The sequence below is a fragment of the Hymenobacter nivis genome, assembly GCF_003149515.1.
GTDB lineage: Bacteria > Bacteroidota > Bacteroidia > Cytophagales > Hymenobacteraceae > Hymenobacter > Hymenobacter nivis.
Genome location: NZ_CP029145.1, coordinates 4,666,281 through 4,688,272 on the forward strand (window position 1 = coordinate 4,666,281; position 21,992 = coordinate 4,688,272).

The 21,992-nt window shown below is 61.2% G+C and carries 20 protein-coding genes; 11 read left to right on the top strand and 9 right to left on the bottom strand.

Features of this window, described 5'->3' with window-relative positions; all coding sequences use genetic code 11:
* Positions 1-154 precede the first annotated feature (154 nt).
* The 9 genes from DDQ68_RS20770 to ilvA all read left to right on the top strand — a co-directional run bounded on the left by DDQ68_RS20770 (position 155) and on the right by ilvA (position 11,434).
* Entirely contained in the window at positions 155-1,321 is a 1,167-nt protein-coding gene (locus tag DDQ68_RS20770) for a 2-isopropylmalate synthase (protein WP_109658008.1), read from the top strand.
* Positions 1,322-1,333: 12 nt separating this feature from the next.
* Entirely contained in the window at positions 1,334-2,725 is a 1,392-nt protein-coding gene (leuC, locus tag DDQ68_RS20775; RefSeq protein ID WP_109658009.1) for a 3-isopropylmalate dehydratase large subunit, read from the top strand.
* On the top strand, positions 2,725-3,321 hold the full coding sequence (gene leuD, locus DDQ68_RS20780) for a 3-isopropylmalate dehydratase small subunit (RefSeq protein WP_109658010.1): 597 nt from the start codon (positions 2,725-2,727) through the stop codon (positions 3,319-3,321). Before leuC ends, leuD begins: the two co-directional genes overlap by 1 nt.
* Positions 3,309-4,430 carry a 3-isopropylmalate dehydrogenase gene (leuB, locus tag DDQ68_RS20785; RefSeq protein ID WP_109658011.1) on the top strand — a complete coding sequence of 374 codons (1,122 nt, stop codon included), beginning with the start codon at positions 3,309-3,311 and terminating at the stop codon, positions 4,428-4,430. Before leuD ends, leuB begins: the two co-directional genes overlap by 13 nt.
* Before the next feature lie 241 nt (positions 4,431-4,671).
* Positions 4,672-6,393 carry a dihydroxy-acid dehydratase gene (gene ilvD, locus DDQ68_RS20790; RefSeq protein WP_109658012.1) on the top strand — a complete coding sequence of 574 codons (1,722 nt, stop codon included), beginning with the start codon at positions 4,672-4,674 and terminating at the stop codon, positions 6,391-6,393.
* Entirely contained in the window at positions 6,356-8,101 is a 1,746-nt protein-coding gene (gene ilvB / locus DDQ68_RS20795; RefSeq protein WP_109658013.1) for a biosynthetic-type acetolactate synthase large subunit, read from the top strand. The genes ilvD and ilvB overlap by 38 nt, the downstream gene beginning before the upstream one ends.
* Before the next feature lie 139 nt (positions 8,102-8,240).
* The gene (gene ilvN / locus DDQ68_RS20800; protein ID WP_109658014.1) at positions 8,241-8,846 is read left to right on the top strand and encodes an acetolactate synthase small subunit; all 606 of its coding nucleotides are present in this window, start codon (positions 8,241-8,243) and stop codon (positions 8,844-8,846) included.
* Between the two features lie 103 nt (positions 8,847-8,949).
* A complete protein-coding gene (ilvC, locus tag DDQ68_RS20805; RefSeq protein WP_109658015.1) occupies positions 8,950-10,011 on the top strand; it encodes a ketol-acid reductoisomerase in 1,062 nt (353 codons plus the stop codon).
* Positions 10,012-10,150: 139 nt separating this feature from the next.
* A complete protein-coding gene (ilvA, locus tag DDQ68_RS20810; protein WP_109658016.1) occupies positions 10,151-11,434 on the top strand; it encodes a threonine ammonia-lyase IlvA in 1,284 nt (427 codons plus the stop codon).
* Positions 11,435-11,515: 81 nt separating this feature from the next.
* Here ilvA and DDQ68_RS20815 read toward each other — a convergent pair whose 3' ends face one another.
* The 7 genes from DDQ68_RS20815 to DDQ68_RS20845 all read right to left on the bottom strand — a co-directional run bounded on the left by DDQ68_RS20815 (position 11,516) and on the right by DDQ68_RS20845 (position 17,771).
* Positions 11,516-12,373: a dienelactone hydrolase family protein gene (locus tag DDQ68_RS20815; protein WP_109658017.1), complete on the bottom strand. Its 858-nt coding sequence runs from the start codon at positions 12,371-12,373 to the stop codon at positions 11,516-11,518.
* Positions 12,374-12,776: 403 nt separating this feature from the next.
* Positions 12,777-13,589, bottom strand: coding sequence for a molybdopterin-dependent oxidoreductase (locus tag DDQ68_RS20820; protein WP_109658018.1), 813 nt, complete (start codon positions 13,587-13,589; stop codon positions 12,777-12,779).
* Between the two features lie 11 nt (positions 13,590-13,600).
* On the bottom strand, positions 13,601-14,323 hold the full coding sequence (locus DDQ68_RS20825; protein ID WP_109658019.1) for a cytochrome b/b6 domain-containing protein: 723 nt from the start codon (positions 14,321-14,323) through the stop codon (positions 13,601-13,603).
* A gap of 63 nt (positions 14,324-14,386) precedes the next feature.
* Entirely contained in the window at positions 14,387-15,712 is a 1,326-nt protein-coding gene (locus DDQ68_RS20830; protein ID WP_109658020.1) for a Xaa-Pro dipeptidase, read from the bottom strand.
* Between the two features lie 309 nt (positions 15,713-16,021).
* On the bottom strand, positions 16,022-16,438 hold the full coding sequence (locus DDQ68_RS20835; protein ID WP_109658021.1) for an ACT domain-containing protein: 417 nt from the start codon (positions 16,436-16,438) through the stop codon (positions 16,022-16,024).
* Positions 16,438-16,812 carry a cupin domain-containing protein gene (locus DDQ68_RS20840; protein ID WP_109658550.1) on the bottom strand — a complete coding sequence of 125 codons (375 nt, stop codon included), beginning with the start codon at positions 16,810-16,812 and terminating at the stop codon, positions 16,438-16,440. The genes DDQ68_RS20835 and DDQ68_RS20840 overlap by 1 nt, the downstream gene beginning before the upstream one ends.
* A 20-nt stretch (positions 16,813-16,832) precedes the next feature.
* A complete protein-coding gene (locus tag DDQ68_RS20845) occupies positions 16,833-17,771 on the bottom strand; it encodes a GNAT family N-acetyltransferase (RefSeq protein WP_109658022.1) in 939 nt (312 codons plus the stop codon).
* A gap of 169 nt (positions 17,772-17,940) precedes the next feature.
* Between DDQ68_RS20845 and DDQ68_RS24485 the strand changes: the two genes are divergently transcribed.
* Together DDQ68_RS24485 and DDQ68_RS20855 are read left to right on the top strand one after the other, a co-directional pair.
* On the top strand, positions 17,941-18,375 hold the full coding sequence (locus tag DDQ68_RS24485) for a CsbD family protein (RefSeq protein WP_109658023.1): 435 nt from the start codon (positions 17,941-17,943) through the stop codon (positions 18,373-18,375).
* Between the two features lie 160 nt (positions 18,376-18,535).
* Positions 18,536-18,808, top strand: coding sequence for a YtxH domain-containing protein (locus DDQ68_RS20855; protein ID WP_109658024.1), 273 nt, complete (start codon positions 18,536-18,538; stop codon positions 18,806-18,808).
* A 273-nt stretch (positions 18,809-19,081) separates the two neighbouring features.
* Here the strand turns inward: DDQ68_RS20855 and lysS are convergent, their stop codons facing one another.
* Positions 19,082-20,611 (bottom strand): lysine--tRNA ligase, encoded by a 1,530-nt coding sequence (gene lysS / locus DDQ68_RS20860; RefSeq protein WP_245897149.1) that lies wholly within the window; start codon positions 20,609-20,611, stop codon positions 19,082-19,084.
* A gap of 275 nt (positions 20,612-20,886) precedes the next feature.
* Positions 20,887-21,978, bottom strand: a complete 1,092-nt coding sequence (locus DDQ68_RS20865; protein WP_211320185.1) for a hypothetical protein — start codon at positions 21,976-21,978, stop codon at positions 20,887-20,889.
* Between the last annotated feature and the right edge of the window lie 14 nt (positions 21,979-21,992).

The following is a 21,992-nucleotide window of genomic DNA, read 5'->3' on the forward strand; positions in this document are numbered from 1 at the left end:
GAGACAACTGATTTATTAACAAATATTTAAGATAAAAAAGCGAACGATTGGAAATAGTACAACGCCCAGAAAATAATTTTCGGCTGCTCGCCTGACAACGGTACTTGCAGTGCAATATCCACTTTGTTAATGCTCCGGTAGGAGCAGTTCCAGCATGTCGGTCCAAAAAATCCAAATATTCGATACCACGCTCCGCGACGGCGAACAGGTACCGGGCTGCAAGCTAAACCAAGCCGAGAAGCTCGTCATCGCTCGCCAACTCGAGGCCCTGGGCGTCGACGTGATTGAGGCTGGCTTTCCTGTATCGAGCCCCGGCGACTTTGCCGCCGTGGCCGCCGTTGCGGCCCAAACCAAAGACGCTACCGTGTGTGGCCTCACCCGCGCCGTCGAAAACGACATCCGCGTGGCCGCCGAGGCGCTACGGGGGGCCCGCCGCCCGCGCATCCACACCGGCATCGGCACCTCCGACCTGCACGTGCAGCAGAAACTACGCACGACTCGTGAAGACGTGCTGGCCCGTGCCGTGGCCGCCGTCAAGCTCTCCAAGAGCTTCGTGGAGGACGTCGAGTTTTACGCCGAAGACGCCGGCCGCACCGACAACGAGTTTCTGGCCCGCGTGTGCGAGGCCGTCATTGCCGCCGGGGCCACTGTGCTCAACATCCCCGATACCACCGGCTACTGTTTGCCCCACGAGTACGGTGCGAAGATTAAGTACCTGTACGAGAACGTGAAGGGTATTGAGCGCGCCATTCTCTCCACCCACTGCCACAACGACTTGGGCCTGGCCACGGCCAACTCTATTGCCGGCGTCAGCAACGGGGCCCGGCAAATTGAGTGCACCATCAATGGGGTAGGGGAGCGGGCCGGTAACACGGCCCTGGAGGAGGTGGTGATGATCCTGCGCCAGCACCCCGACCTCGGCCTTAGTACCAACGTGCAAACCCGCCGCCTGGCCGAAACCTCGGCCCTGGTCTCGCACCTGATGAGTATGCCGGTGCAGGCCAACAAGGCCATTGTGGGAGCTAACGCCTTCTCGCACAGCAGCGGCATCCACCAGGACGGCGTGATTAAGTGCCGCGAAACCTACGAAATCATCGATCCTAAAGAAGTGGGCGTCGTCGATTCGAGCATCGTGCTCACCGCCCGCTCGGGCCGCGCCGCCCTGGCCTACCGCCTCCAAAAGCTCGGCTACGATTTCGAACGCCCGGCCCTCAACACCGCCTACGCCAGTTTCCTCACGCTCGCCGACCGCAAGCGCGAGGTGGGCGACGAGGACCTGCACGCCCTCGTGGAGCAGGAGAAGCTCGTGGCTGCCAATTAAGCTAAAATCACAATGGCTAGCACCTTATTCGATAAAATTTGGGATGCCCACGTCGTCCGCTCCATCGAGGGGTTGGACGTCGTGTACATCGACCGTCACCTCATTCACGAAGTAACCAGCCCCCAGGCGTTTGACGAGATTGCGGCCCGCAACCTGCCGCTGTTTCGCCCCAGCCAGATTCTGGCCACGGCCGACCACAACGTGCCTACCCTGCACCAAGACCAGCCCATCCGTGAGTTGCTCTCGCGCTTGCAGGTGGAAAAGCTAACAGAAAACTGCCAGAAGTACGGCATTGAGTTGTACGGCCTCGGCCACCCGCGCCAAGGTATTGTGCACGTTATCGGGCCGGAGCTGGGCCTCACGCAGCCGGGCCTGACAATGGTGTGCGGCGACAGCCACACCTCGACCCATGGCGCGTTTGGCGCGGTGGCCTTTGGCATTGGCACCAGCCAGGTTGCGCAGGTGATGGCCTCGCAGTGCCTGCTACTGAGCCGCCCCAAGCGCATGCGTATCTCGGTAGAAGGTGAGCTGCGGCCCGGCGTCACGGCTAAGGATTTGATACTTTACGTTATCTCGCAGCTTGGTACGGGCGGGGCCACGGGCCACTTCGTGGAGTACGCGGGCAGTACCGTGCGTAGCCTCAGCATGGAAGGCCGCATGACCATCTGCAATATGAGCATCGAGATGGGGGCCCGCGGCGGCCTCATCGCCCCCGATGCCACTACGTTTGCCTACGTCGAGGGCCGGCCCTTCGCCCCAAAAGGCCAAGCTTGGAACGACGCCGTGGCCTACTGGCAGACATTATATTCAGACGACGACGCTATGTTTGAGACGGAGTATACCTACCAGGCGGCCGCCATTACGCCGATGATTACCTACGGCACCAACCCCGGCATGGGTATTCCGCTCACCGGCCACGTGCCGAGCGAAGTGCCCGCCAGCGAAGCCGAAAGTTTTGACAAGTCGCTGAAATACATGGGCTTCGAGCGCGGCGAGTCGCTGCTCGGCAAGCAGATTGACTACGTGTTCATCGGCAGCTGCACCAACTCGCGCATCGAGGACTTACGCGCTGTGGCCGCCTACGTACAGGGCAAACAAAAGGCGCAGCATGTGGAGGCCATCATCGTGCCCGGCTCCAAGCAAGTAGAGCAGCAGGCTATTGCCGAAGGAATCGATAAGATTTTCGCCGCCGCGGGCTTCGAGCTACGCGAGCCTGGTTGCAGCGCCTGCCTGGCCATGAACGAGGACAAAATCCCGGCCGGGGCCTACTGCGTGGCTACCTCCAACCGCAACTTTGAAGGCCGCCAGGGCCCTGGCTCGCGCACGCTGCTGGCTTCGCCGCTGGTGGCGGCCATCACCGCCGTGCAGGGCCGCATCGTGGACATTACGCAGTATTTGAACTAATGGAAAAATTTCAAACCCTGCATACCACTGGCCGGCCGCTGCCGCTGGAAAACATTGATACCGACCAGATTATCCCGGCCCGGTTTCTGAAAGCGACTACCCGTGAAGGATTTGGTACCAACCTGTTCTGCGACTGGCGCTACCACGCCGACGGCGCGCCCAAAGCTGACTTCGTGCTGAATGACCCGCGCTACCAGGGCCAGATTCTGGTGGCGGGCAAAAACTTCGGCTGTGGCTCCAGCCGCGAGCACGCCGCCTGGGCCCTGTACGACGCTGGTTTTCGGACCGTTATTTCAAGCTACTTCGCCGATATTTTTCGGGGTAATGCCTTGAATACCGGTCTGCTACCCCTGCAAGTGAGCGACGAGGTACTGGCCCGCCTGCTAGCCGCTATCGAGGCCAACCCGCAACTGGAATTAGTGGTCGATTTGCCTTCGCAGACCCTGGCTGTGCCAGCCTGGAGCGAGACGTTCAGTTTCGCCATCGACGGCTATAAAAAGGAGTGCCTGATTAATGGCTACGACGACATTGACTTTTTAGTAAATCAAAAATCGGCCATTGAGGCCTTTGAAAAAAAACGTGCATGGACCTGGTAACTAAGAAAATAGCCGTATTGCCTGGTGATGGTATCGGGCCGGAAGTCTGTCGGCAGGCCGTCAAAGTGCTCGACGCCGTAGCCGAGCGCTTCGGCCATCGCTTTGAGTTCTCCTCGCACCTCGTGGGGGCCTGCGCCATCGACGCCACCGGTAACCCGCTGCCCGACGAAACCCTGGCCGCCTGCCGCGCCGCCGATGCGGTGCTGTTCGGGGCCATCGGCGACCCGAAGTACGACAACGACCCCACCGCCAAGGTGCGCCCTGAGCAGGGCCTACTTCGGATGCGCAAGGAGCTGGGCCTGTTTGCCAACATCCGCCCCGTCACGGCTTACAAAGCACTTTTAAAGCACTCGCCGCTGAAGGCTGACCGCATCGAAGGGACTGATTTAGTGATTTTCAGGGAATTGACGGGCGGCATCTACTTTGGCGAGAAGGGCCGCAACGCCGATGGCTCGGCCTACGATAACTGCACCTACTCGCGCCCCGAGATTGCTCGCATTGCGCACCTTGCCTTTCAATCGGCCGTGAGTCGCCGCCAGCACCTTACGCTGGTAGATAAAGCTAATGTGCTGGAAACTTCGCGTTTGTGGCGCGAAGTGGTGAGGAACATCGCCTTGCAGTACCCGGCTGTGACCGTTGATTACCTGTTTGTGGACAATGCCGCGATGCAGATAATCGTGAACCCCAAGCAGTTTGATGTGATGCTGACCGAGAACATGTTCGGCGACATCATTTCGGACGAGGCTTCGGTGATTGCCGGCTCGATGGGCCTGCTGCCTTCCGCCTCGGTGGGAGCCGCCGTGGCAGTGTTTGAGCCCATCCACGGCTCCTACTCCCAAGCTACGGGCAAAGGAATTGCCAACCCGCTGGCGGCAATCCTCTCGGCAGCCATGCTACTTGACCACCTGGGCCTGGTGGCCGAAGCCGAGTTGGTGCGTGAAGCGGTGGACGAAGCGTTGACCAATAATATTTTGACCCCCGAGCTGAACCCCACTGCGCCCTACACCACCGAGCAGGTAGGCAGCTACGTGGCCTTTTGGATTGCCGACTCGAACGAGCAGCAGTGGAACGCCCATAACATCGCGGTGGGCGTGAGCACGATTATTTAAGTGTGGCGTGGACTCTGCGAGTCCGCGCGTTGAACGATACTAAAAACGACCTGCGCGTGGACTCGCAGAGTCTACGCTACTCTCCGCCATGCGCCCTTTCCTACTACCCGTTATTTCCGTGGTCATTATACCTATCCTCGCGGGCTAGCAGGTATTTCTTACCCCAAAGAAAACCTTCCTAGCTCGCGGCTCAGGAAGGTTTTTTTAGGGCCAAACCGAATTTATTTGCCGCAATAATACCATGATAATCAACAAATTCAGCCGTATCTACACCCAGGACGACAGTTTGCCGGCTTCGCAGGCCATGCTCATCGGCGCGGGCTTGTCGGATGCGGATTTGCGCAAGCCGTTCGTGGGAATCTGCTCCACGGGCTTCGAGGGCAATACTTGCAATATGCACCTCGACGGGCTGGCCGACGAGGTGAAGCGCGGCGTGACCGCCCAGGGGCTGGTGGGGCTGCGCTTCAACACAATTGGCGTGAGCGACGGCATCACCAACGGCAATCCTGGGATGCGTTTCTCGCTAGTATCCAGGGAGATAATTGCCGATTCGATTGAAGCCATGGCGGGCGCGCACTACTATGACGCGTTGGCCACGGTGGTAGGCTGCGACAAAAATATGCCGGGGGCCCTCATTGCCATGGCGCGGCTCAACCGGCCGTCGCTGATGGTGTATGGCGGTACCATTCGGGGAGGCGAGTTCAAAGGGCAGCAGCTCAACATTGTGTCGTGTTTTGAAGCTTATGGTAAGAAAGTTAACGGAAATATTTCGGAGGAAGACTACCAGGGTATCATCCACAATGCCTGCCCTGGGCCGGGGGCCTGCGGCGGCATGTACACGGCCAACACCATGGCCGCTGCCATCGAAACGCTGGGCATGACGGTACCCGCTTCGTCGTCGCTGCCGGCCGAGAGCCGCGCTAAAATCCAGGAGTGCCTCGATGCCGGGGCCTACCTGCGCAACCTGCTGGAACTGGACCTAAAGCCGCGCGATATCCTTAATCGTGAGGCGTTTGAGAATGCTATGGTGATGATAACCGTGCTCGGCGGCTCGACCAATGCCGTGCTGCACCTCATTGCCATTGCCCACGCGGCCGGTGTGCGGCTGACGATGGAGGACTTCCAAGCCGTGAGCAACCGCGTGCCAGTGCTGGCCGACCTCAAGCCCAGCGGTAAATATCTCATGGAGGACCTATCGAAAATCGGGGGCGTGCCCGCTGTGCAGCGCACCCTGCTCGACCTCGGCCTGCTGAATGGCGACCTGATGACCGTAACCGGCCGCACGCTGGCTGAAAACCTGGCCCATGTGCAACCACTTGGCCCTGAGCAGGATTTGCTGCGCCCGCTCAGCAACCCACTCAAGGCCGACGGGCATATTCAGATGCTGTACGGCAACCTCGCTACCAAGGGCAGTGTAGCCAAAATCAGCGGTAAGGAAGGGCTGCGGTTTGAGGGGCCGGCCATCGTTTTCAACTCGGAAGAGGAGCTGAACCAGGGCATTATAGCTCACAAAATCGAGGCTGGGCAGGTGGTCGTCATTCGATATGTGGGGCCCAAGGGCGGGCCGGGCATGCCTGAAATGCTCAAGCCGACCTCGGCCATCATGGGCGCGGGCCTGGGCGACAAGGTGGCGTTGATAACCGACGGGCGCTTTTCGGGCGGTACGCACGGCTTCGTTATCGGCCACATCTGCCCCGAGGCCTACGACGGCGGCGGCCTGGCCCTGGTGCAAAACGGCGACTGGATTATCCTCGACGCCACCAACAATACCATCGATGTGCAGCTCGACGAGGCTGAGCTGGCCGCCCGCCGCGCCGCCTGGCGGCGGCCGCCGCTGCCCGTCCGGCAGGGCGTGCTGCTCAAGTATATCCGCACTGTGAGCGACGCCAGCCACGGTTGCATAACTGATTTACTAGAAGAAGATTATGTTTCAGAACCTGCCTTCAGCCCTGCTCGCCGCTAGTCCAGCCGTGCCGGTCCTCGCGCCTGCCACAGGCGCGGTAGCCACGCTGCAAGCCCTGGTGGCCGAGGGCGTCGACACGATTTTTGGCTATCCCGGCGGGGCCATCATCCCGATTTACGACGTGCTTTACGACTTCAAGGAGCAGCTGAACCACGTGCTGGTGCGCCACGAGCAGGGCGGCATTCACGCGGCGCAGGGCTATGCGCGCAGTTCGGGCCGGGTGGGCGTGGTGCTCGCCACGAGCGGGCCGGGTGCCACGAACCTCGTGACCGGGCTGGCCGATGCGCTGATTGACAGTACGCCGCTGGTATGCATCACGGGGCAGGTATTTGCGCATTTGCTGGGCACCGATGCGTTTCAGGAGACGGATATCATCAACATCACTACCCCCGTTACGAAGTGGAATTACCAGGTAACCAACGCCGAAGAGATTCCGGAAGCGCTTGCCAAGGCGTTTTACATTGCGCGTAGCGGCCGGCCGGGCCCTGTGCTAGTGGACATCACTAAGAACGCGCAAATCCAGACGTTCGACGCGCCGGAGTATCAGCCGTGCCACCATATCCGCAGCTACCGGCCCGCGCCGGTGGTACGCCCCGAGTACATCGAGCAAGCGGCGGCGCTGATTAATAACGCCCAGCGGCCGTTTATTCTCTGGGGGCAGGGCGTGGTGCTGGGTTCGGCAGAGCAGGAATTCCGGGAGTTTGTGGAACACAGCGGTATCCCGGCGGCCTGGACCATCCTGGGCGTGGGGGCCCTGCCCACCGGCCACCCCCTGAACGTGGGCATGCTGGGCATGCACGGCAACTATGGCCCCAACGTACTCACCAACGAGTGTGACGTGCTGATTGCCATTGGGATGCGCTTCGACGACCGCGTGACCGGCCGGCTGGATAAGTATGCTAAGCAGGCCCAGGTCATTCACCTCGACATCGACCCGACCGAGATTGACAAAAACGTGAAGGCCACCGTGCCGGTGTGGGGCGACTGCAAGGAAACTCTCCCCTTGCTCACGGCACTCGTTGAGCCCAGGCAACATACGGCTTGGCTCGCCCGCTTCAACGACCATACGGAGCAGGAGGTGAATGCCGTGATTCGGGAGGAATTATTTCCGACAACAGAAGAGTTGACGATGGGCGAAATCATGCAGCAGCTCAACGAAATCACGCAGGGCGAGGCCATTATTGTATCGGATGTGGGTCAGCACCAAATGATTGCTTGCCGCTACGCGCAACTCAATCACTCGCGTAGCAACATCACGAGCGGCGGGCTGGGCACCATGGGCTTTGCGCTGCCGGCGGCCATCGGGGCCAAGCTGGGGGCCCCCGACCGCACCGTGGTGGCCGTCATCGGCGATGGCGGTTTCCAGATGACCATCCAGGAGCTGGGCACCATTATGCAGACGGGTGTGGACGTGAAAATCATGATTTTCAACAACCAGTTTCTCGGCATGGTGCGGCAGTGGCAGGAGTTATTTCACCAGCGTCGCTACTCGTTTGTGGATATTCAAAGCCCTGATTTTGTAGCTGTTGCCGCCGGCTACCGCATTGCCGGCCAGCGCGTAGACGCCCGCGCCGACCTGCGCCCCGCGCTGGAACGGATGCTGGCGCACCCCGGCTCGTTTCTGCTGGAGGTAATGGTCACCAAGGAGAACAATATCTTTCCAATGGTGCCGCAGGGGTGCAGCGTAGCGGAAATAAGGCTGCGGTGAGGCAATTGAATATAAAAAGAATGTCGTGCTGAGCGCAGCTGAAGCATCTCTACCGCGGCAGTAATCATGATCAGCTGAGCAGTAGCGATGCTTTGATAAGCTCAGCATGACGGCCCATACTGATTAAAACCTAATTGCCATGAGCACCGAACCCGTTGACCGCCAAGAGTACAACATCACCGCGTACACTGAAAACCAGGTGGGCCTGCTCAATCGCATTGCCATCATCTTTTCGCGTCGTAAAATCAATATTGAGAGCCTCAACGTGTCGCCTTCGGAGATTGAGGGCATCCACCGCTTCAACATCGTGATTGTGGAGACGGAGGAGGTCGTAGAGAAGCTCGCCAAGCAGATTGAGAAGCAGGTGGAGGTGCTCAAAGTGTACTACAACACCAACGCCGACGTGATTTGGCAGGAAATGGCGCTCTATAAAGTGCCCACCGACGTGATTGCCGAAAAAGTGCTCGTGGAGCGCCTGCTGCGAGAAAACGGCGCCCGTGCCGTGGTGATTCGCAAGGATTACACGGTGTTTGAAACCACTGGCCACCGCGAGGAAACCGACAGCTTAATCAAGGCTCTGCAGCCTTATGGGCTGATTGAGTTTGTGCGCTCGGCGCGCATTGCCATCATCAAGGCCAGCGACGGCTTTCACCATAAGCTCAAGGATTTTGAGCGCCGCGAGCCGAGCGAAGAAGTGGCCGAGAACGAGTTTTTGAATGACCGCGAGCAGGTTTTTACGATGTAAGAATGTAGCGTGGACGCTGCGAGTCCGCGCGTTGAACGACACCCTTTTTTAAACCCACGCGCGCAGACTCGCAGCGTCTACGCTACAACAACCCCCAATCCCCATGGCTACCATCAACTTCGGCGGTGTACCCGAAACCGTTATTACCCGCGATGAATTTCCGCTCGCCAAGGCCCTCGATTTCCTGAAGGACGACACCATTGCCATAATCGGCTACGGCGTGCAGGGCCCCGGCCAGGCGCTGAACATGCGCGACAACGGCTTCCACGTCATCGTGGGCCAGCGCGAGGGCACGCCGTCGTGGGAGCGCGCCCTCAAAGACGGTTGGGTGCCAGGCGAGTCGCTGTTCAGCATCGAAGAGGCGGCCGACAAGGGTACCATCATCTGCAATCTGCTCTCGGATGCGGGCCAGATTGCGCTGTGGCCCACGCTCCAGAAATACCTCACGCCGGGTAAAACGCTGTATTTCTCGCACGGCTTCGGCATCACGTTTAATGAGCAAACTAACATCATCCCGGCCAAGGATATTGACGTGATTTTGGTAGCGCCGAAGGGCAGCGGCACCAGTCTGCGGCGCCTGTTTGTGGCTGGCGGCGGCCTGAATTCGTCGTTCGCCGTGTTCCAGGATGCTACGGGTAAGGCCTGGGAAAAGGCCATTGCGATGGGCATCGGCGTGGGCTCGGGCTATTTGTTCGAAACCGACTTTAAGAAGGAAGTGTACTCCGACCTTACCGGCGAGCGCGGCGTGCTAATGGGGGCCCTGGCCGGCATCATCGAGGCCCAGTACCAAGTGCTGCGCCAGCGCGGCCACTCGCCCTCCGAGGCCTTTAACGAAACCGTGGAAGAACTCACCCAGAGCCTCGTGCCACTGGTGGGCGAAAACGGCATGGACTGGATGTTTAGTAACTGTTCGGTAACCGCCCAGCGTGGGGCCCTCGACTGGAAAGGCAAGTTCCGCGACGCTGCCCTGCCCGTACTTAATGATCTGTACGACAGCGTGGCCAGCGGTGAGGAAGCCCGCCGTACCATTGAGCGCGGCAGCACGCCCAACTACCGCGCCGAGTTAGAAGCCGAGCTGAAAGAAGTGCGCGACTCGGAACTCTGGCAGACGGGCGCCACCGTGCGCGAGCTGCGTTCGCGCACGAGCGAGAACGTGGAGGCGTAGTCCGCTTCTGCGCTGACTCAGAACGTCATGCCGAGCAAAGCGAAATAGCTCTACCGCGCCGCAGGGTTTTCCAACCTAACGAAGCGGTAGAGCTGCTTCACTGCGCTCAGCACGATGTTCTTTTTTAAGCTGTTAATCAATGCCCTACTCCATGCCCGACCTGGAAGCTCCGGCGGCTACCGCCGTTACCCTGGAAAATGTAGAACGTGCCGCGCGCCGTCTCAAAGGCGTGATTACCAAGACGCCCTTGATGTTGAATCTAGGGCTTTCGCGCACGTACGACGCTACTATTCTGCTCAAGCGGGAAGACTTGCAGGTGGTGCGCTCCTACAAAATCCGGGGGGCTTACAACAAGATTTCGACGCTGCCCACCACCGTGCCGGGCCGCCAGATAGTGTGCGCCAGCGCCGGCAACCATGCCCAGGGTGTAGCCTACGCCTGCCAGCTGCTGGGCTTGCAGGGCGATATTTTCATGCCCGCTCAAACGCCCGCGCAGAAGGTGGACAAGGTGCGCCTATTCGGCAAGGATATGGTGACGGTGCACCTCACCGGCCGCACGTTTGATGACTGCTACCACGCGGCGCAGGCGTTTTGCGACGCGCGCGGCAGCACGTTCGTGCACCCGTTTGACGACCTGGCCATTGTGGAAGGGCAGGCCACGGTGGGCCTGGAAATTCTGAAAGCCACCAAAGCGCCGATTGATTTTTGCTTCATGCCCATTGGCGGCGGCGGGCTGGCCTCGGGCTTATCAAGCGTGTTCCGGCAGCTTAGCCCGCAGACGCGGCTTATCGGCGTACAGCCACTAGGGGCCCCGAGTATGCACGATGCCCTCCGGGCCGGGCAGCGGCAGGCGCTGGCCAGCCTCGACACTTTTGTGGATGGCGCGGCCGTGAAGTGCCCCGGCGAGCTGACGTTTGGCATTTGCCAGGCCTTGCTCGACGAGGTACACCTCGTGCCCGAGGGGCAGGTGTGCGAAGATTTGCTGAAGATGTACAACGAGGAAGGCATGGTGCTGGAGCCGGCCGGCACGCTCGCCATCTCGGCCCTGCACGCCTACGCCGACCAGATACGGGGCAAAACAGTGGTGTGCATCGTGAGCGGCTCCAACAACGACATCACCCGCATGGAGGATATCAAGGAACGCGCCCAGCGCCACCAGGGCCTCAAACACTACTTTATGGTAACCTTCAACCAGGCACCGGGCGCGCTCCGCCGCTTCGTGAACAACGTGCTCAACGAGGGCACCGACATCATTCAGTTTCAGTACATCAAGAAGAACAACAAGGAAAAAGGCCCCGTCTTCATCGGCGTCGAGGTCAAAAACCCGCACGACGTAGAGGGTATTAAGGTCCGCATGGCCGACGAAGGGTTTGGGTTTGAGTACCTGAACGGCAAGCAGGATTTTCTGAGTTTGCTGGTGTGATTTTTATGGAATGGCTTATAAATCAGGGGCCCCGCTACTGCCAGCAGCGGGGCCCCTGATTTATAAATGCGGGAGAATTGCCTACGCTAGCTTATCCTTGAACAGTTTCAGCGTGCGCTCCCAGGCCAGCTTGGCGGCCTCGGCGTTGTAGCGGGCGGGGGAAGTGTCGTTGTTGAACGCGTGGTTCACATTAGGGTACACGAACAGCTCGTAGGGCGTGTGGTTAGCCTTGAGCGCGGCTTCGTAGGCCGGAATGCCGGCGTCGATGCGCTCGTCGAGGCCGGCGTAGTGAAGCATCAGGGCGGCCTTGATTTGGGGCACGTCCTCGGCTTTGGGCTGCTGGCCGTAGTAAGCCACGGCGGCGTTCAGCTTGGGGTCGTGCACCGCCAGTTGGTTGGACAGGCCCCCGCCCCAGCAGAAGCCCACGCAACCGGTGCGGCCGTTGCAATCGGGCCGGGCGCGGAGGTAAGCGAGGGCGGCGAGGTAGTTGTTCAGGTTTTTGGCGGGGTCGAGCTGGCCGATGAGCGTGCGGCCCTGGTCCTCGTCGGTGGGCGTGCCGCCCAGGGGCGACAAGGCATCGACGCCCAGGGCCAGGTAGCCGGCCTGGGCCACGCGGCGCGTCACGTCCTTGATGTGGGGCGTGAGGCCCCGGTTTTCGTGGATGACCACTACGGCCCCGCGCTTTTTGCTGCCTTTGGGGCGGGCCAGGTAGCCCTTCACGGGGTCCCCGTCGCCGGGCCAGGTCACGTCTTCGAGCACGAGGTCATCGGCCGAAGTGCTCACGGTGGCGGCCTGGGCGTAGCCGGGCTCTAGCACGGCCAGGGCTGCCAGGGCCAGGGCCGTGCCGCCGGTCAGCTTGGCCAGCCGGTCCAGAAAATTTTTCCGGGTGAGCGGAGCGTGAGTGTACTCGTCGAACAGGTTGATGATGCGCTGGTCCATACGGCGGAAGTAGGGTGAGAAAGAAAAGGAGGCTCCGGCAGGCGTTTCGCCAGGTAATAACTTACTGTGCAATAGTAGCTATTAATGTCTCAATTTCAATTGCTTAGAAGCTGCCCGAATAAACAAGAAAAGCGCCGCCGAAGCGCCGCCGCTGCACAACTATACTCGTCACGAAGTAGGGTGCGGGGTTTGTCCCTACCCGTCGTTGAACGAAAGCCGACCGAACCGTTCAAGGACGGGCGGGGGCAAGCCCCGCACCCTACTTCGTTTTCGCATTCCACTTCGTGAGCAGTATAATCCAGTCAGCAGGATTACTTGCGCGGGAGAGAGGCTTCGCCTGCGCGGACGCCAGATGAGCATAATAGTTCTTATTCGGACGGGCTCTTGGCAGAGGGCCCCGGCATCAGTGGCCCGAGTCCCAGTCGTAGCCTTGCTCGGCCCAGAAATCAGCCGGCCGCTCGTCCACGAAGGCAATGGTACCGATGCGCTTGAGGTGCTTGATGCCGTATTTGAGCGGGATGACCAGGCGTAACGGCGCGCCGTGGGGGCTCGTCAGGGGCTGGCCGTTCATCTCATAGCACAGCAGCGTTTGGGGGTGCACGGCGTTGGACAAATCCAGGCCCACGTAGTAAGCCTTGTCGGGCGTGACGACGCTGACGTAGCGGGCTTCCCGGCCGTTGGCGGTGGCCAGCGGGTACTTTTCGAGGAAGTCGGAAAACCGGGCCCCCACCCAATTCACCTTGATACTCCAGCCTTCGATGCACTTCAGCTCGGTGGTCATGTCCACGCGCGGCAGGGCTTTGATGTCGGCCAGCGTGAATTCCTGCACGCGCGCCGGGGCCCCGGCCGGGGCGTAGGCCTGCACCCGCATGCGCCAGTCGGCGGTTACGAAAGATTCCTTGAGGCCGATGTTACCGTTTTGGCGGCTAGTGGCCATCGACTTAGGAAACGTAGGCGCCAGCCGGGTTTCGCGGAAGTAGGCCTGCGAGAGACGCCCGTTGGCGTCGAGCACCCGGCGGAAGGGCCACGGCGTGCCCTCGTCGGCGGGGCGCGTGAGCAGCCAGCGCCAGCCGCCGACGCCAGCCAGGGCTGCTAGTCCGCCCACAATAAAGGCCCGGCGCGAGCGGCCGGCCGCTTCCCGGGCCACGTCGGTTTCGGGCGTGTCGGCGGATGAGGTGGGTAGCGGCGGGGCGGAATAATCGGGATTGTTGTCCATTACAAAACGAGCTAGGCGGGTAGGGTAGGAGAGGTAGGCCGGCCCGGGGCCCCGGCCACCGGATCACCGACCACCGGGTGCTGCGCGTCCACAATTTGGAAGCCGGCCACCATCGAGCGGAAGTTGTTCCAGCCGGCCCGCGTTACTTGCGCGATGTGTACCACAAAGAACAATACGTAGCCGATGGTGAGCGCGAAATGCTCGGCGCCGGCCCACTCGTAGCCGCCGAGTAACTTCGTGAGCCAGGCAAACTGCACCGGCTTATAAATGGCCAGGCCCGTGAGCAGTGAACCCACGCCCATGAGCACCACGGCGGTGTAGGCAATCTTCTGAGCCCCATTGTACTTCACCACCGGCGGCGCGCCCTTGCGCAGGCCCAGGTCGTGGAGCGTCACCAATATGGCTTCGCGAAAGGAGTTGCGGTCGGGCAGCAGGTGGCGCCATTCGCCCGAAACCAGCGTGTAGCCCACGTACAGCAGGCCATTGAGCAAGAATAGCCACATCAGGGCGAAGTGCCAGTTCATGCCCTGGGCGAGCTTTTGGGGCATGCCCAAGGCCTTGTAAAAGCCGTCGGGAAAAAACTTGAACAGCGTGGTAGAGCCCCAGCCGATGCGGTACACATCGTTGGCCCAGTAAATGAGCAGCCCGCTCCAAATCATGAGCGTGAGGATGGGAAAGTTCAGCCAGTGGAACCAGCGGATGGCCAGCGGGTGCTTCTCGACGAGGCGTTTCATAGCGAATAAAAAATGGGTCAGGGAAATTCTTAAGCGAGATACTGGGGCCCCGGTCGCCGCCGACTAACGCTTCGGCTCGTTCCGGTACACTTTGCCGTCCTTCATCACGAACTGCACTGTTTCCAGGGCCTGCACGTCGTCGAGCGGGTTACCGGGCACGGCCACGATGTCGGCCAGCTTGCCGGCCGTGAGCGAGCCGGTGCGGTCCTGCCACTGCAACAACTCTGCCGCCCGAATAGTGGCCGACTGAATGGCTTGCATGGGCGTAAGACCAAACTTTACCATGTAGAAAAACTGCTTGCCGTTGCCGCCGTGCGGGTACACCGCGGCGTCGGTGCCGAAGGCCACTTTCACGCCGGCCCGCACGGCTTTCTGGAAGTTCTCTCGCTGCAACTTGCCCACGCTGCGTTCCTTCTCGATTATTTTTTCAGGAAAGCCCTTCTTGGCGTATTCGCTCAGGATGTAGTCATCGTCGTAGAGGTCGGCTACCAGCCAGGTGCCGTTTTTCTTCATCAGCTGGATGCCTTCGTCGTCGAGCAGCGAGCCGTGCTCGATGCTGGTGACGCCGGCACGCACTGCTAGCTTGATGCCCTCGGCCCCGTGGGCGTGGGCCGCCACCTGGCGGCCCCAGCGGTGGGCCTCGTCCACGGCGGCTTTCAGCTCCTCAAACGAGTACAGGGCCGCGCCCGCGCTGCCTTCCTCCGAGAGCACGCCGGCCGTAGCCAGCACCTTTATCCAGTCGGCCCCAAATTTTACGTTGTTCCGCACGCGCTTGCGGATTTCCTCGGGCCCGTCGGCAATGCCCGTGAAATCGGGGTTTTCGCCAAATTTCAGGCCGGGCGCGAAGCCGGTGGTGGGGTCGCCGTGGCCGCCGGTGGCGCTCAGGGCGAAGGTGGCCACCAGCATCCGGGGCCCCGGCAGGGTGCCAGCGTTGATGGCGTTGCGCAGGCTCACGTCGATGAGGCTGCCGCTGCCCAGGTCGCGCACCATCGTGAAGCCCGCCTGCAAGGTGCGCGCCGCGTACACCGGGGCCACCACCGCCCGGTCAATCGGCGACTTGCGGAACATGTCCTCGTAGTAGTTGTCGCCCGGCTCGCCGCTGAGGTGGGTGTGGCAGTCCATGAGGCCCGGCAGCACCGTGGCGTTGCTCAGGTCGACGACGGTGGCGCCAGCCGGAATGGCCAAATTAGGGCCCACGGCCGTGATTTTGTCGCCGCTGACCAGAATAATTTGATTGGTGAGCAGCTTGCCGCCCACCACATCCACCAGCCGCCCGGCCCGGATGGCCGTGACGGTGGGCGCGGTGGGGGCCGGCGCCGGGGCGCTGGGGGTTTGGGCGGCGGCGGCTACGGAAACGGCCAAGCACAAGGCGAGTAGGAATTTTTTCATCGATTAGAATTTACAAAGGAGAGTTGTTCTCGAAAAAACTGCACAAAAAAAGAATGTCATGCAGAGCGTAGCGAAGCATCTTTCCGGCGCCAGTAATCAGGATTATACTGCTCACGAAGTGGAATGCAAAAACGAAGTAGGGTGCGGGGCTTGCCCCCGCCCGTCCTTGAACGGTTCAGTCGGCTTTCGTTCAACGACGGGCGGGGACAAGCCCCGCACCCTACTTCGTGACGAGTATAGTTACGCGGGAAAGATGCTTCGTCTCTGCTTGATGCGCTGCATGACTTCTGCTTCTTCTCTAATTCAAGATTAAGTCTGGGCGGCCGTGGCTGTGGCCGACAGCGTGCGCAGGGCCTCCAGGGCCCGGTCGGCGTCGGCGCGGGCCACAAATAAATGGTCGTGGTGGTACGCAGCCACCACGTTGCAGCTAATGTTTTCCCGGGCCAGGGCCCCCGCCACAGCGGCCGTCAGCCCCACGGCGGCCAGCGACGAGTGCACCGTCAGCGTCAGCCAGGCGGCCACGTATTCGTAGGGGAGGCCTTGGGCGTCGGCCTCGGCCCGGGGCAAAATGAGGGTGACGCCCTCCGCCTCCCGGAACCAGCCCAGAGACCCCGCCGGCACGGGCTCGCCGGGCCCCACCGCGCAGAACACGTAGTCGCCGGGGTGCAGCGCGGGCTGCAAAGTGGCCAGCAGGCGCGCCAGGTCGGTTCCGCCGGGGGCCCGCATCAGTCGTCCTCGCGGTTCACCGTGTCGGGGCTGAACGCCGGCACGCAAATCGACCAGTATTCGCACTCCTCATCGAAGGGGTTGGCGTAGCGTACCCGGGCCCCGCCCTTGATGAGCAGGGCCTGCCCGGCGCGCAGCTCCACGGTGTCGCCGTCGATTTCGAACCGTTTGCGGCCGCGCACCACAATGGTGATTTCGTCGAACGTGGGCGTTTGGTAGGGCTCGCTCCAGTGGGGCGGGGCCACCATGTGGGCTAGGCTGTAGGCGGCCGTGCCGGTGCTGGCCTGGCCCACGTGCTCCTCAATGAGCTTGCCGTCGGTGGTGGGCACCACGAAGGGCGCGGGGTTGAGGACGTAGCGTTTTTCGGTAGCCATAAAGGGCATCGGTGAAGAGGTTAGTTTTTCAATTTGTCCAGCCATTCAAACAGGCGGGAATGGTATTTCCAGACGAAAAAGTACGGCGTTTGGACTGCTCCGAACCGCACTCGCATCCGCGCGACGCCCGGTAGCATGCTGCCCTCAAAATCGAAACAGTTGAGCCCCAGTACTTCGGCGGCGTAGCAGATGCACGTCCAGGCCAGTAAAATGCCCGCGCCGCTGGCTCGCAGCGCGGGGTCGTCGCCGGTCAGGTGGTAGTAGGCTGTAGTAGCATCCCAAATCAGGTAAGCCACCGAGTGCACCCGGCCCTGGGTATCGACGGCAAAAAATAGCTGCCGGGCCCCTTGCGCCGCCAGGGCCCCGTCGAGCCGCTGGAACTGCGCTTCCGAGTACGGCACGGCCAGGCCCTGGCGCGCGAAGCTCAACCGGTTCACCGCCCAAAAAGTGGCTAGCCCCAGGTCGTGCACCACGCGCACCTTGCGCCGCGCCCGCCGGATGTCGCGCCGGATGCCCTGGTGCAGCCCGGCCTCCACCCGCGCCAGGTCGCGCAGGGGCCCCAGGCGGTAGGTATAAGCTGTGGTGTGGCCGAAGCCCTGCCCGCGCAGCAGCTGCCTGTCGGTGAGCGTGGGGTAGCAGTTTTGCTTAAAGGCAGCCAGCGGCGGTAGCTGGGCCAGTAGCGCCGTCAGCGCGGCCGCTTCGCGGGGCGGATCGGCACGCAGCTCGGGCAGCAAATAGGGCCCTAGCCACTTCACAAAGGGCGGCATGGTGGCGTAGCGCCAGGGCCCCCGCCGCTTGTGGAAATAGGGCCAGGCGGCCACCACGCGGCCGTTTTCGCGGGCCAGTACCGCATCCCAGGCGCCGCCCGCAGCGCAGGCGTCGAGGTACCACGGCTGGGCAAACACCGGCAGGTCGGGGGCGGTGCGGCAGAAGGTGCGGTAGTCGGCGTGGGCGGGCATGGGGCGGGGGCGGGGCGAAAATACGCGCCACCGGGCACAGGCCCGTAAAATTTGCGGCCACTATCTCAACCCTCGCCGCGCCGTAGCGTATTAGGCTCTGACACACCCCGCCGGGGCCCCGGGCCCGCGGCTTCTTCACGATTCTTTCACTCTCTTTCATTCCTTCCCCATGTCGTACCAAGAAGAAGACAACAACGCCGGCAAAATCCTCCTCGCTGCCCTCGCCGGTGCCGGCGCTGGCATCATCGCCGGCATCCTGCTGGCCCCTGACAAAGGTTCGAACACCCTCGAAAACTGGAAAGGCGCTGCCACCAAGTACAGCGGCCAGCTGGGCGAGCAAGCCACCAAAATTAGCTCGGACCTCGAAGCCAAATTCAAAGAGTATTCGGACAAGCTCGAAGATATGACCGGTGCCGGTGGCCTACGCCTGCAAGGCAACTGGGATGAGCTGAAAGGCAAACTGAAGCAGCAGTACGCTCAGCTCACCGACGAGGACCTGGTCTTTGCCGAAGGCAAAGGCGACGAGCTCATTGGCAAGCTCCAAGACAAACTCGGCAAAGGCAAAGCCGAAATTATCAAAATGCTAAACGACCTAAAAGCCTAAGTGCTTTTTAATTAGTTAGTTTGAAAAGCCCCGTGCCACCCAGCACGGGGCTTTTTTCATCGCCGATTTCGACTGACTAACCGTGATTTCGCTGGTTCCTGGCAAGCTGGAGAACGGGTTTTGACGGTGGCTTTTGACCGGCTATTTTCTTTGGATTATTATGAACGACGACAAAGGCAAAGTGATCTTCTCGCTGCTGGTCGGCGCCACGGCCGGCATCGTGGCCGGCCTGCTGCTGGCGCCCGAAACCGGCGACGACGCCCGCTCCCAAATTCGTGAGTCGGCCACTAAGTGGGCTGACGACCTGAAAAAGCGCGCCCAACGGGCCCTGGGCCAAACCCCCGCGGTCCCCGCGCCCGGCACCGGCGATCAGGCCGCCGCCGACGCCCTCCTGCGCTCGATGAGCCAGGAAGCGGCCGAGGCCCTCGATTGAGCGGGCCTCCGCAAAAAAAATAGTACAACTGCGCAACCCTGCCTCAGCAACTGCGTAATACTCTCTACAACAGCTTTAAAAGAAGGCTGCCCGCGCTATTCGTAAAATTGCCGGTCGTAGGAGCTTCTATTGAAATTGGTCAAACACTTCAGTAGCAAAATCAGACGTACCCATCGCAAACTTCCCATAGCTAAAGCTGCCCCATTGGTTAAGCTGACGTAAAAAGGCCCGCACGATTCGTCGTGCGGGCCTTTTTTGCGTTCTGCGCTCGGGCTAGTCCAGCTTTTCGGCCTTCATCTGCGGGAAAAACAACACGTCCTGGATGGATTTGGAGTTGGTCATGATCATGCTCAGGCGGTCAATGCCGATGCCCAGGCCGGCCGTGGGCGGCATCCCGTACTCCAGGGCCCGCAGGAAGTCTTCGTCGAGCACCATCGCCTCCACGTCGCCGCGCTTGCCCAGCTCCAGCTGGTCCTCGAAGCGCTTGCGTTGGTCAATTGGGTCGTTCAGCTCGGAGAAGGCGTTGCAGATTTCCTTGCCGTTGCAAATGGCCTCGAACCGCTCCACCAGGCCCGGGTGGTCGCGGTGCTTCTTGGCCAGCGGCGACATTTCCACCGGGTAGTCGGTGATGAAGGTAGGCTGGATGAGCTTGGGCTCCACGTATTCCCCGAAAATCTCGTCGATGATTTTGGACTTGCCCATGCTGGGGTCCAGCTTCACGTGCAGCGTGTCGGCCACGGTGCGCAGGGCCGCCTCGTCCAGGGCCCCAATGGCGTGGCCGGTGAACTTCTCGATGGCCTCGAACATCGTCAGGCGCTGCCAGGGGCGCTGGAAGTTGATGACGTTTTCGCCCACCTGCACCTCGGTTTTGCCGTGCAGCGTCATGGCCACGCGCTCCACCATTTCCTCCACCAGGTCCATCATCCAGTTGTAGTCCTTGTAGGCCACGTACAGCTCCATCTGGGTGAACTCGGGGTTGTGGAACCGCGACATGCCCTCGTTGCGGAAGTCCTTGCTGAACTCATATACGCCGTCGAACCCGCCCACAATCAGCCGCTTGAGGTACAGCTCGTTGGCAATGCGCAGGTACAGCGCCATGTCCAGCGTGTTGTGGTGCGTTTTGAAGGGCCGTGCCGCCGCGCCGCCGTACAGCGGCTGCAAAATCGGCGTTTCCACCTCCAGGTACCCTTTGTCGTTCAAGAAGTTACGCATAGACTGCACCAGCTGCGTCCGCTTGATGAAGGTGTCGCGCACGTGGGGGTTCACTACTAAGTCTACGTAGCGCTGGCGGTAGCGCTGCTCGGGGTCCGTGAAGGCGTCGTACACAACTTTCTCGCCGGTGGCCTCGTCCACTTTTTCCTTCACCACGGGCAGGGGGCGCAGGGCCTTGGCCAACAATTTTAGCTCCGTCACGTGGATGGACGTTTCGCCCACCTGCGTCACGAACACGCGGCCCTTCACACCGATGAAGTCGCCCAGGTCGAGCAGCTTCTTGAATACGTTGTTATACAGCGTCTTATCATCGCCAGGGCATATTTCGTCGCGGTTGATGTAGAGCTGAATGCGGCCCGAGGTGTCCATCAGCTCCGCAAACGAGGCCTTGCCCATCACGCGCTGCGACATCAGCCGGCCCGCCAGGCTCACTTCCTGGAAGTTATTGAGCTCGGGGTGGTAGTTGTCGAGGATTTCCTTGGCGTAAAACGTCACGTCGAACAGCTCCGACGGGTAGGCTTCCACGCCCAGCTTTTCCAGCTCTTCGAGCTTATGGCGACGCTGGAGTTCTTGTTCGCTTAAATGAATCACGGATTTTGCGGATTAAGGCGGATTTTTCGGATTTTGGGGACGGCAGCCGGGGTTCTGTGGCCGCTAGGGCCCCACGCCCAGGGCTCTAGCGGGCAGGCAGGCGGCGGGGTAATGCCGCCGTAAAAGTAGCCAATGAAAAAGCCGCTCCTAAAAGAGAGCGGCTTTTCAGTAATAAAACTCCGGTAAGCGCGACTGGTTCGCTCGTCAAAAATAATATTGCGAACGGTCGTTCCCAGAATCTGCAAAATCCGTCCCTAATCCGCAAAATCCGTGATTTAGGCGGCCATGCGGTAGGTGGGGGCCTCCACCGCCACAGCCGGGGCCGTGGGCGGCGTGGGGGCCAGCACGGGCTCGACGCGGGTGCGCAGGCGCTCCTGCACAAAGCCGGCCTGCAAGTGCGCGGGCAGCTCGGCCACTAGTTGGCGGTAGCGCTCCAGGCCCAGGGCCTTGGCCACGTAGGTTTCGTGGATGCCGTTGAGGTAGCTCACAATGTTGAGCAGCGAAGCGTGGAAGAGCTTAAAGTCAATGTCGGCCTCCACATAGCGCTCAATCTCGCGGCTGCTCTGCGAGATGCGCAGGCGGCCCAGCAAGTCGAAGATGGTGGTGTAGCCCAGCCGCCAGGTAATCTGCTGCCAATGCGCGCTGGTCCACTTGTCGAGGGGCCGGCCAGTTTTCTGGCTACGGATGGCCGTGTTGGGGTTGGCCTGCACCTGGGCGCGGGTCCACTGAGCCTTCATCTTGCGCGTGGTGCGCAGGAACTGGCCGATCTGGGCCTGGGCGTCAATCCCTTTACTGGCAATGTGCAGCCCGGCCTTGTAGCCCGCCAGCGGCAGCCGGTGAATGCTGAAGTCGCCGTAGGCCCCCGCGGCGTAGAACGAGACCGGGCGCGGGTAGGCGTTCTTCACCACCAGCCGGCCTACCTCGCGGCGCACCAGCTGGTTGTTGTTGCTGCGCACGCCGGTGGTGTACAGGAAAGCCTGGAGGCCCGAAAGAATGGCGTGGTAAGCCTGCGGGAACGTCCAGTGCAGGGCGTTGCGCAGGAAATTGTCGTCGCCCAGCTCAGCCGTGGCGCGCAGGGCGTACTCCGTGCTCCAGCACGTGTGCAGCAGCTTAGTGAGGGCCCCCGCATCGGCATCGCCCAGCTCGGCCGCGTGGTTGCGGAAGAACGGCAAGTTCTGCAAGCCGCCCAGCACGTCGTCGCTTTCCTGGATGTGGTAGTTGATGGCAAAGAAGTAGTTCAGGAAGACCTGCGCCGGAATAGACTTGCGCCAAGCCTCGTCGGCCACCAGTTGCTGCGGCTCAGGGGCCCCCAGGTCGGCCTGCGGGATGAGCGGAATGATGCGGGTTTCTTCGTGCGTCGTCGTCATACCAGATAAACACC

Coding starts and splice junctions, on each gene's coding strand:
- DDQ68_RS20770 (WP_109658008.1), top strand. CDS start 155: ATGTCGGTCCAAAAAATCCAAATATTCGATACCACGCTCCGCGACGGC.
- leuC (WP_109658009.1), top strand. CDS start 1,334: ATGGCTAGCACCTTATTCGATAAAATTTGGGATGCCCACGTCGTCCGC.
- leuD (WP_109658010.1), top strand. CDS start 2,725: ATGGAAAAATTTCAAACCCTGCATACCACTGGCCGGCCGCTGCCGCTG.
- leuB (WP_109658011.1), top strand. CDS start 3,309: ATGGACCTGGTAACTAAGAAAATAGCCGTATTGCCTGGTGATGGTATC.
- ilvD (WP_109658012.1), top strand. CDS start 4,672: ATGATAATCAACAAATTCAGCCGTATCTACACCCAGGACGACAGTTTG.
- ilvB (WP_109658013.1), top strand. CDS start 6,356: ATGTTTCAGAACCTGCCTTCAGCCCTGCTCGCCGCTAGTCCAGCCGTG.
- ilvN (WP_109658014.1), top strand. CDS start 8,241: ATGAGCACCGAACCCGTTGACCGCCAAGAGTACAACATCACCGCGTAC.
- ilvC (WP_109658015.1), top strand. CDS start 8,950: ATGGCTACCATCAACTTCGGCGGTGTACCCGAAACCGTTATTACCCGC.
- ilvA (WP_109658016.1), top strand. CDS start 10,151: ATGCCCTACTCCATGCCCGACCTGGAAGCTCCGGCGGCTACCGCCGTT.
- DDQ68_RS20815 (WP_109658017.1), bottom strand. CDS start 12,373: ATGGACCAGCGCATCATCAACCTGTTCGACGAGTACACTCACGCTCCG.
- DDQ68_RS20820 (WP_109658018.1), bottom strand. CDS start 13,589: ATGGACAACAATCCCGATTATTCCGCCCCGCCGCTACCCACCTCATCC.
- DDQ68_RS20825 (WP_109658019.1), bottom strand. CDS start 14,323: ATGAAACGCCTCGTCGAGAAGCACCCGCTGGCCATCCGCTGGTTCCAC.
- DDQ68_RS20830 (WP_109658020.1), bottom strand. CDS start 15,712: ATGAAAAAATTCCTACTCGCCTTGTGCTTGGCCGTTTCCGTAGCCGCC.
- DDQ68_RS20835 (WP_109658021.1), bottom strand. CDS start 16,438: ATGCGGGCCCCCGGCGGAACCGACCTGGCGCGCCTGCTGGCCACTTTG.
- DDQ68_RS20840 (WP_109658550.1), bottom strand. CDS start 16,812: ATGGCTACCGAAAAACGCTACGTCCTCAACCCCGCGCCCTTCGTGGTG.
- DDQ68_RS20845 (WP_109658022.1), bottom strand. CDS start 17,771: ATGCCCGCCCACGCCGACTACCGCACCTTCTGCCGCACCGCCCCCGAC.
- DDQ68_RS24485 (WP_109658023.1), top strand. CDS start 17,941: ATGTCGTACCAAGAAGAAGACAACAACGCCGGCAAAATCCTCCTCGCT.
- DDQ68_RS20855 (WP_109658024.1), top strand. CDS start 18,536: ATGAACGACGACAAAGGCAAAGTGATCTTCTCGCTGCTGGTCGGCGCC.
- DDQ68_RS20865 (WP_211320185.1), bottom strand. CDS start 21,978: ATGACGACGACGCACGAAGAAACCCGCATCATTCCGCTCATCCCGCAG.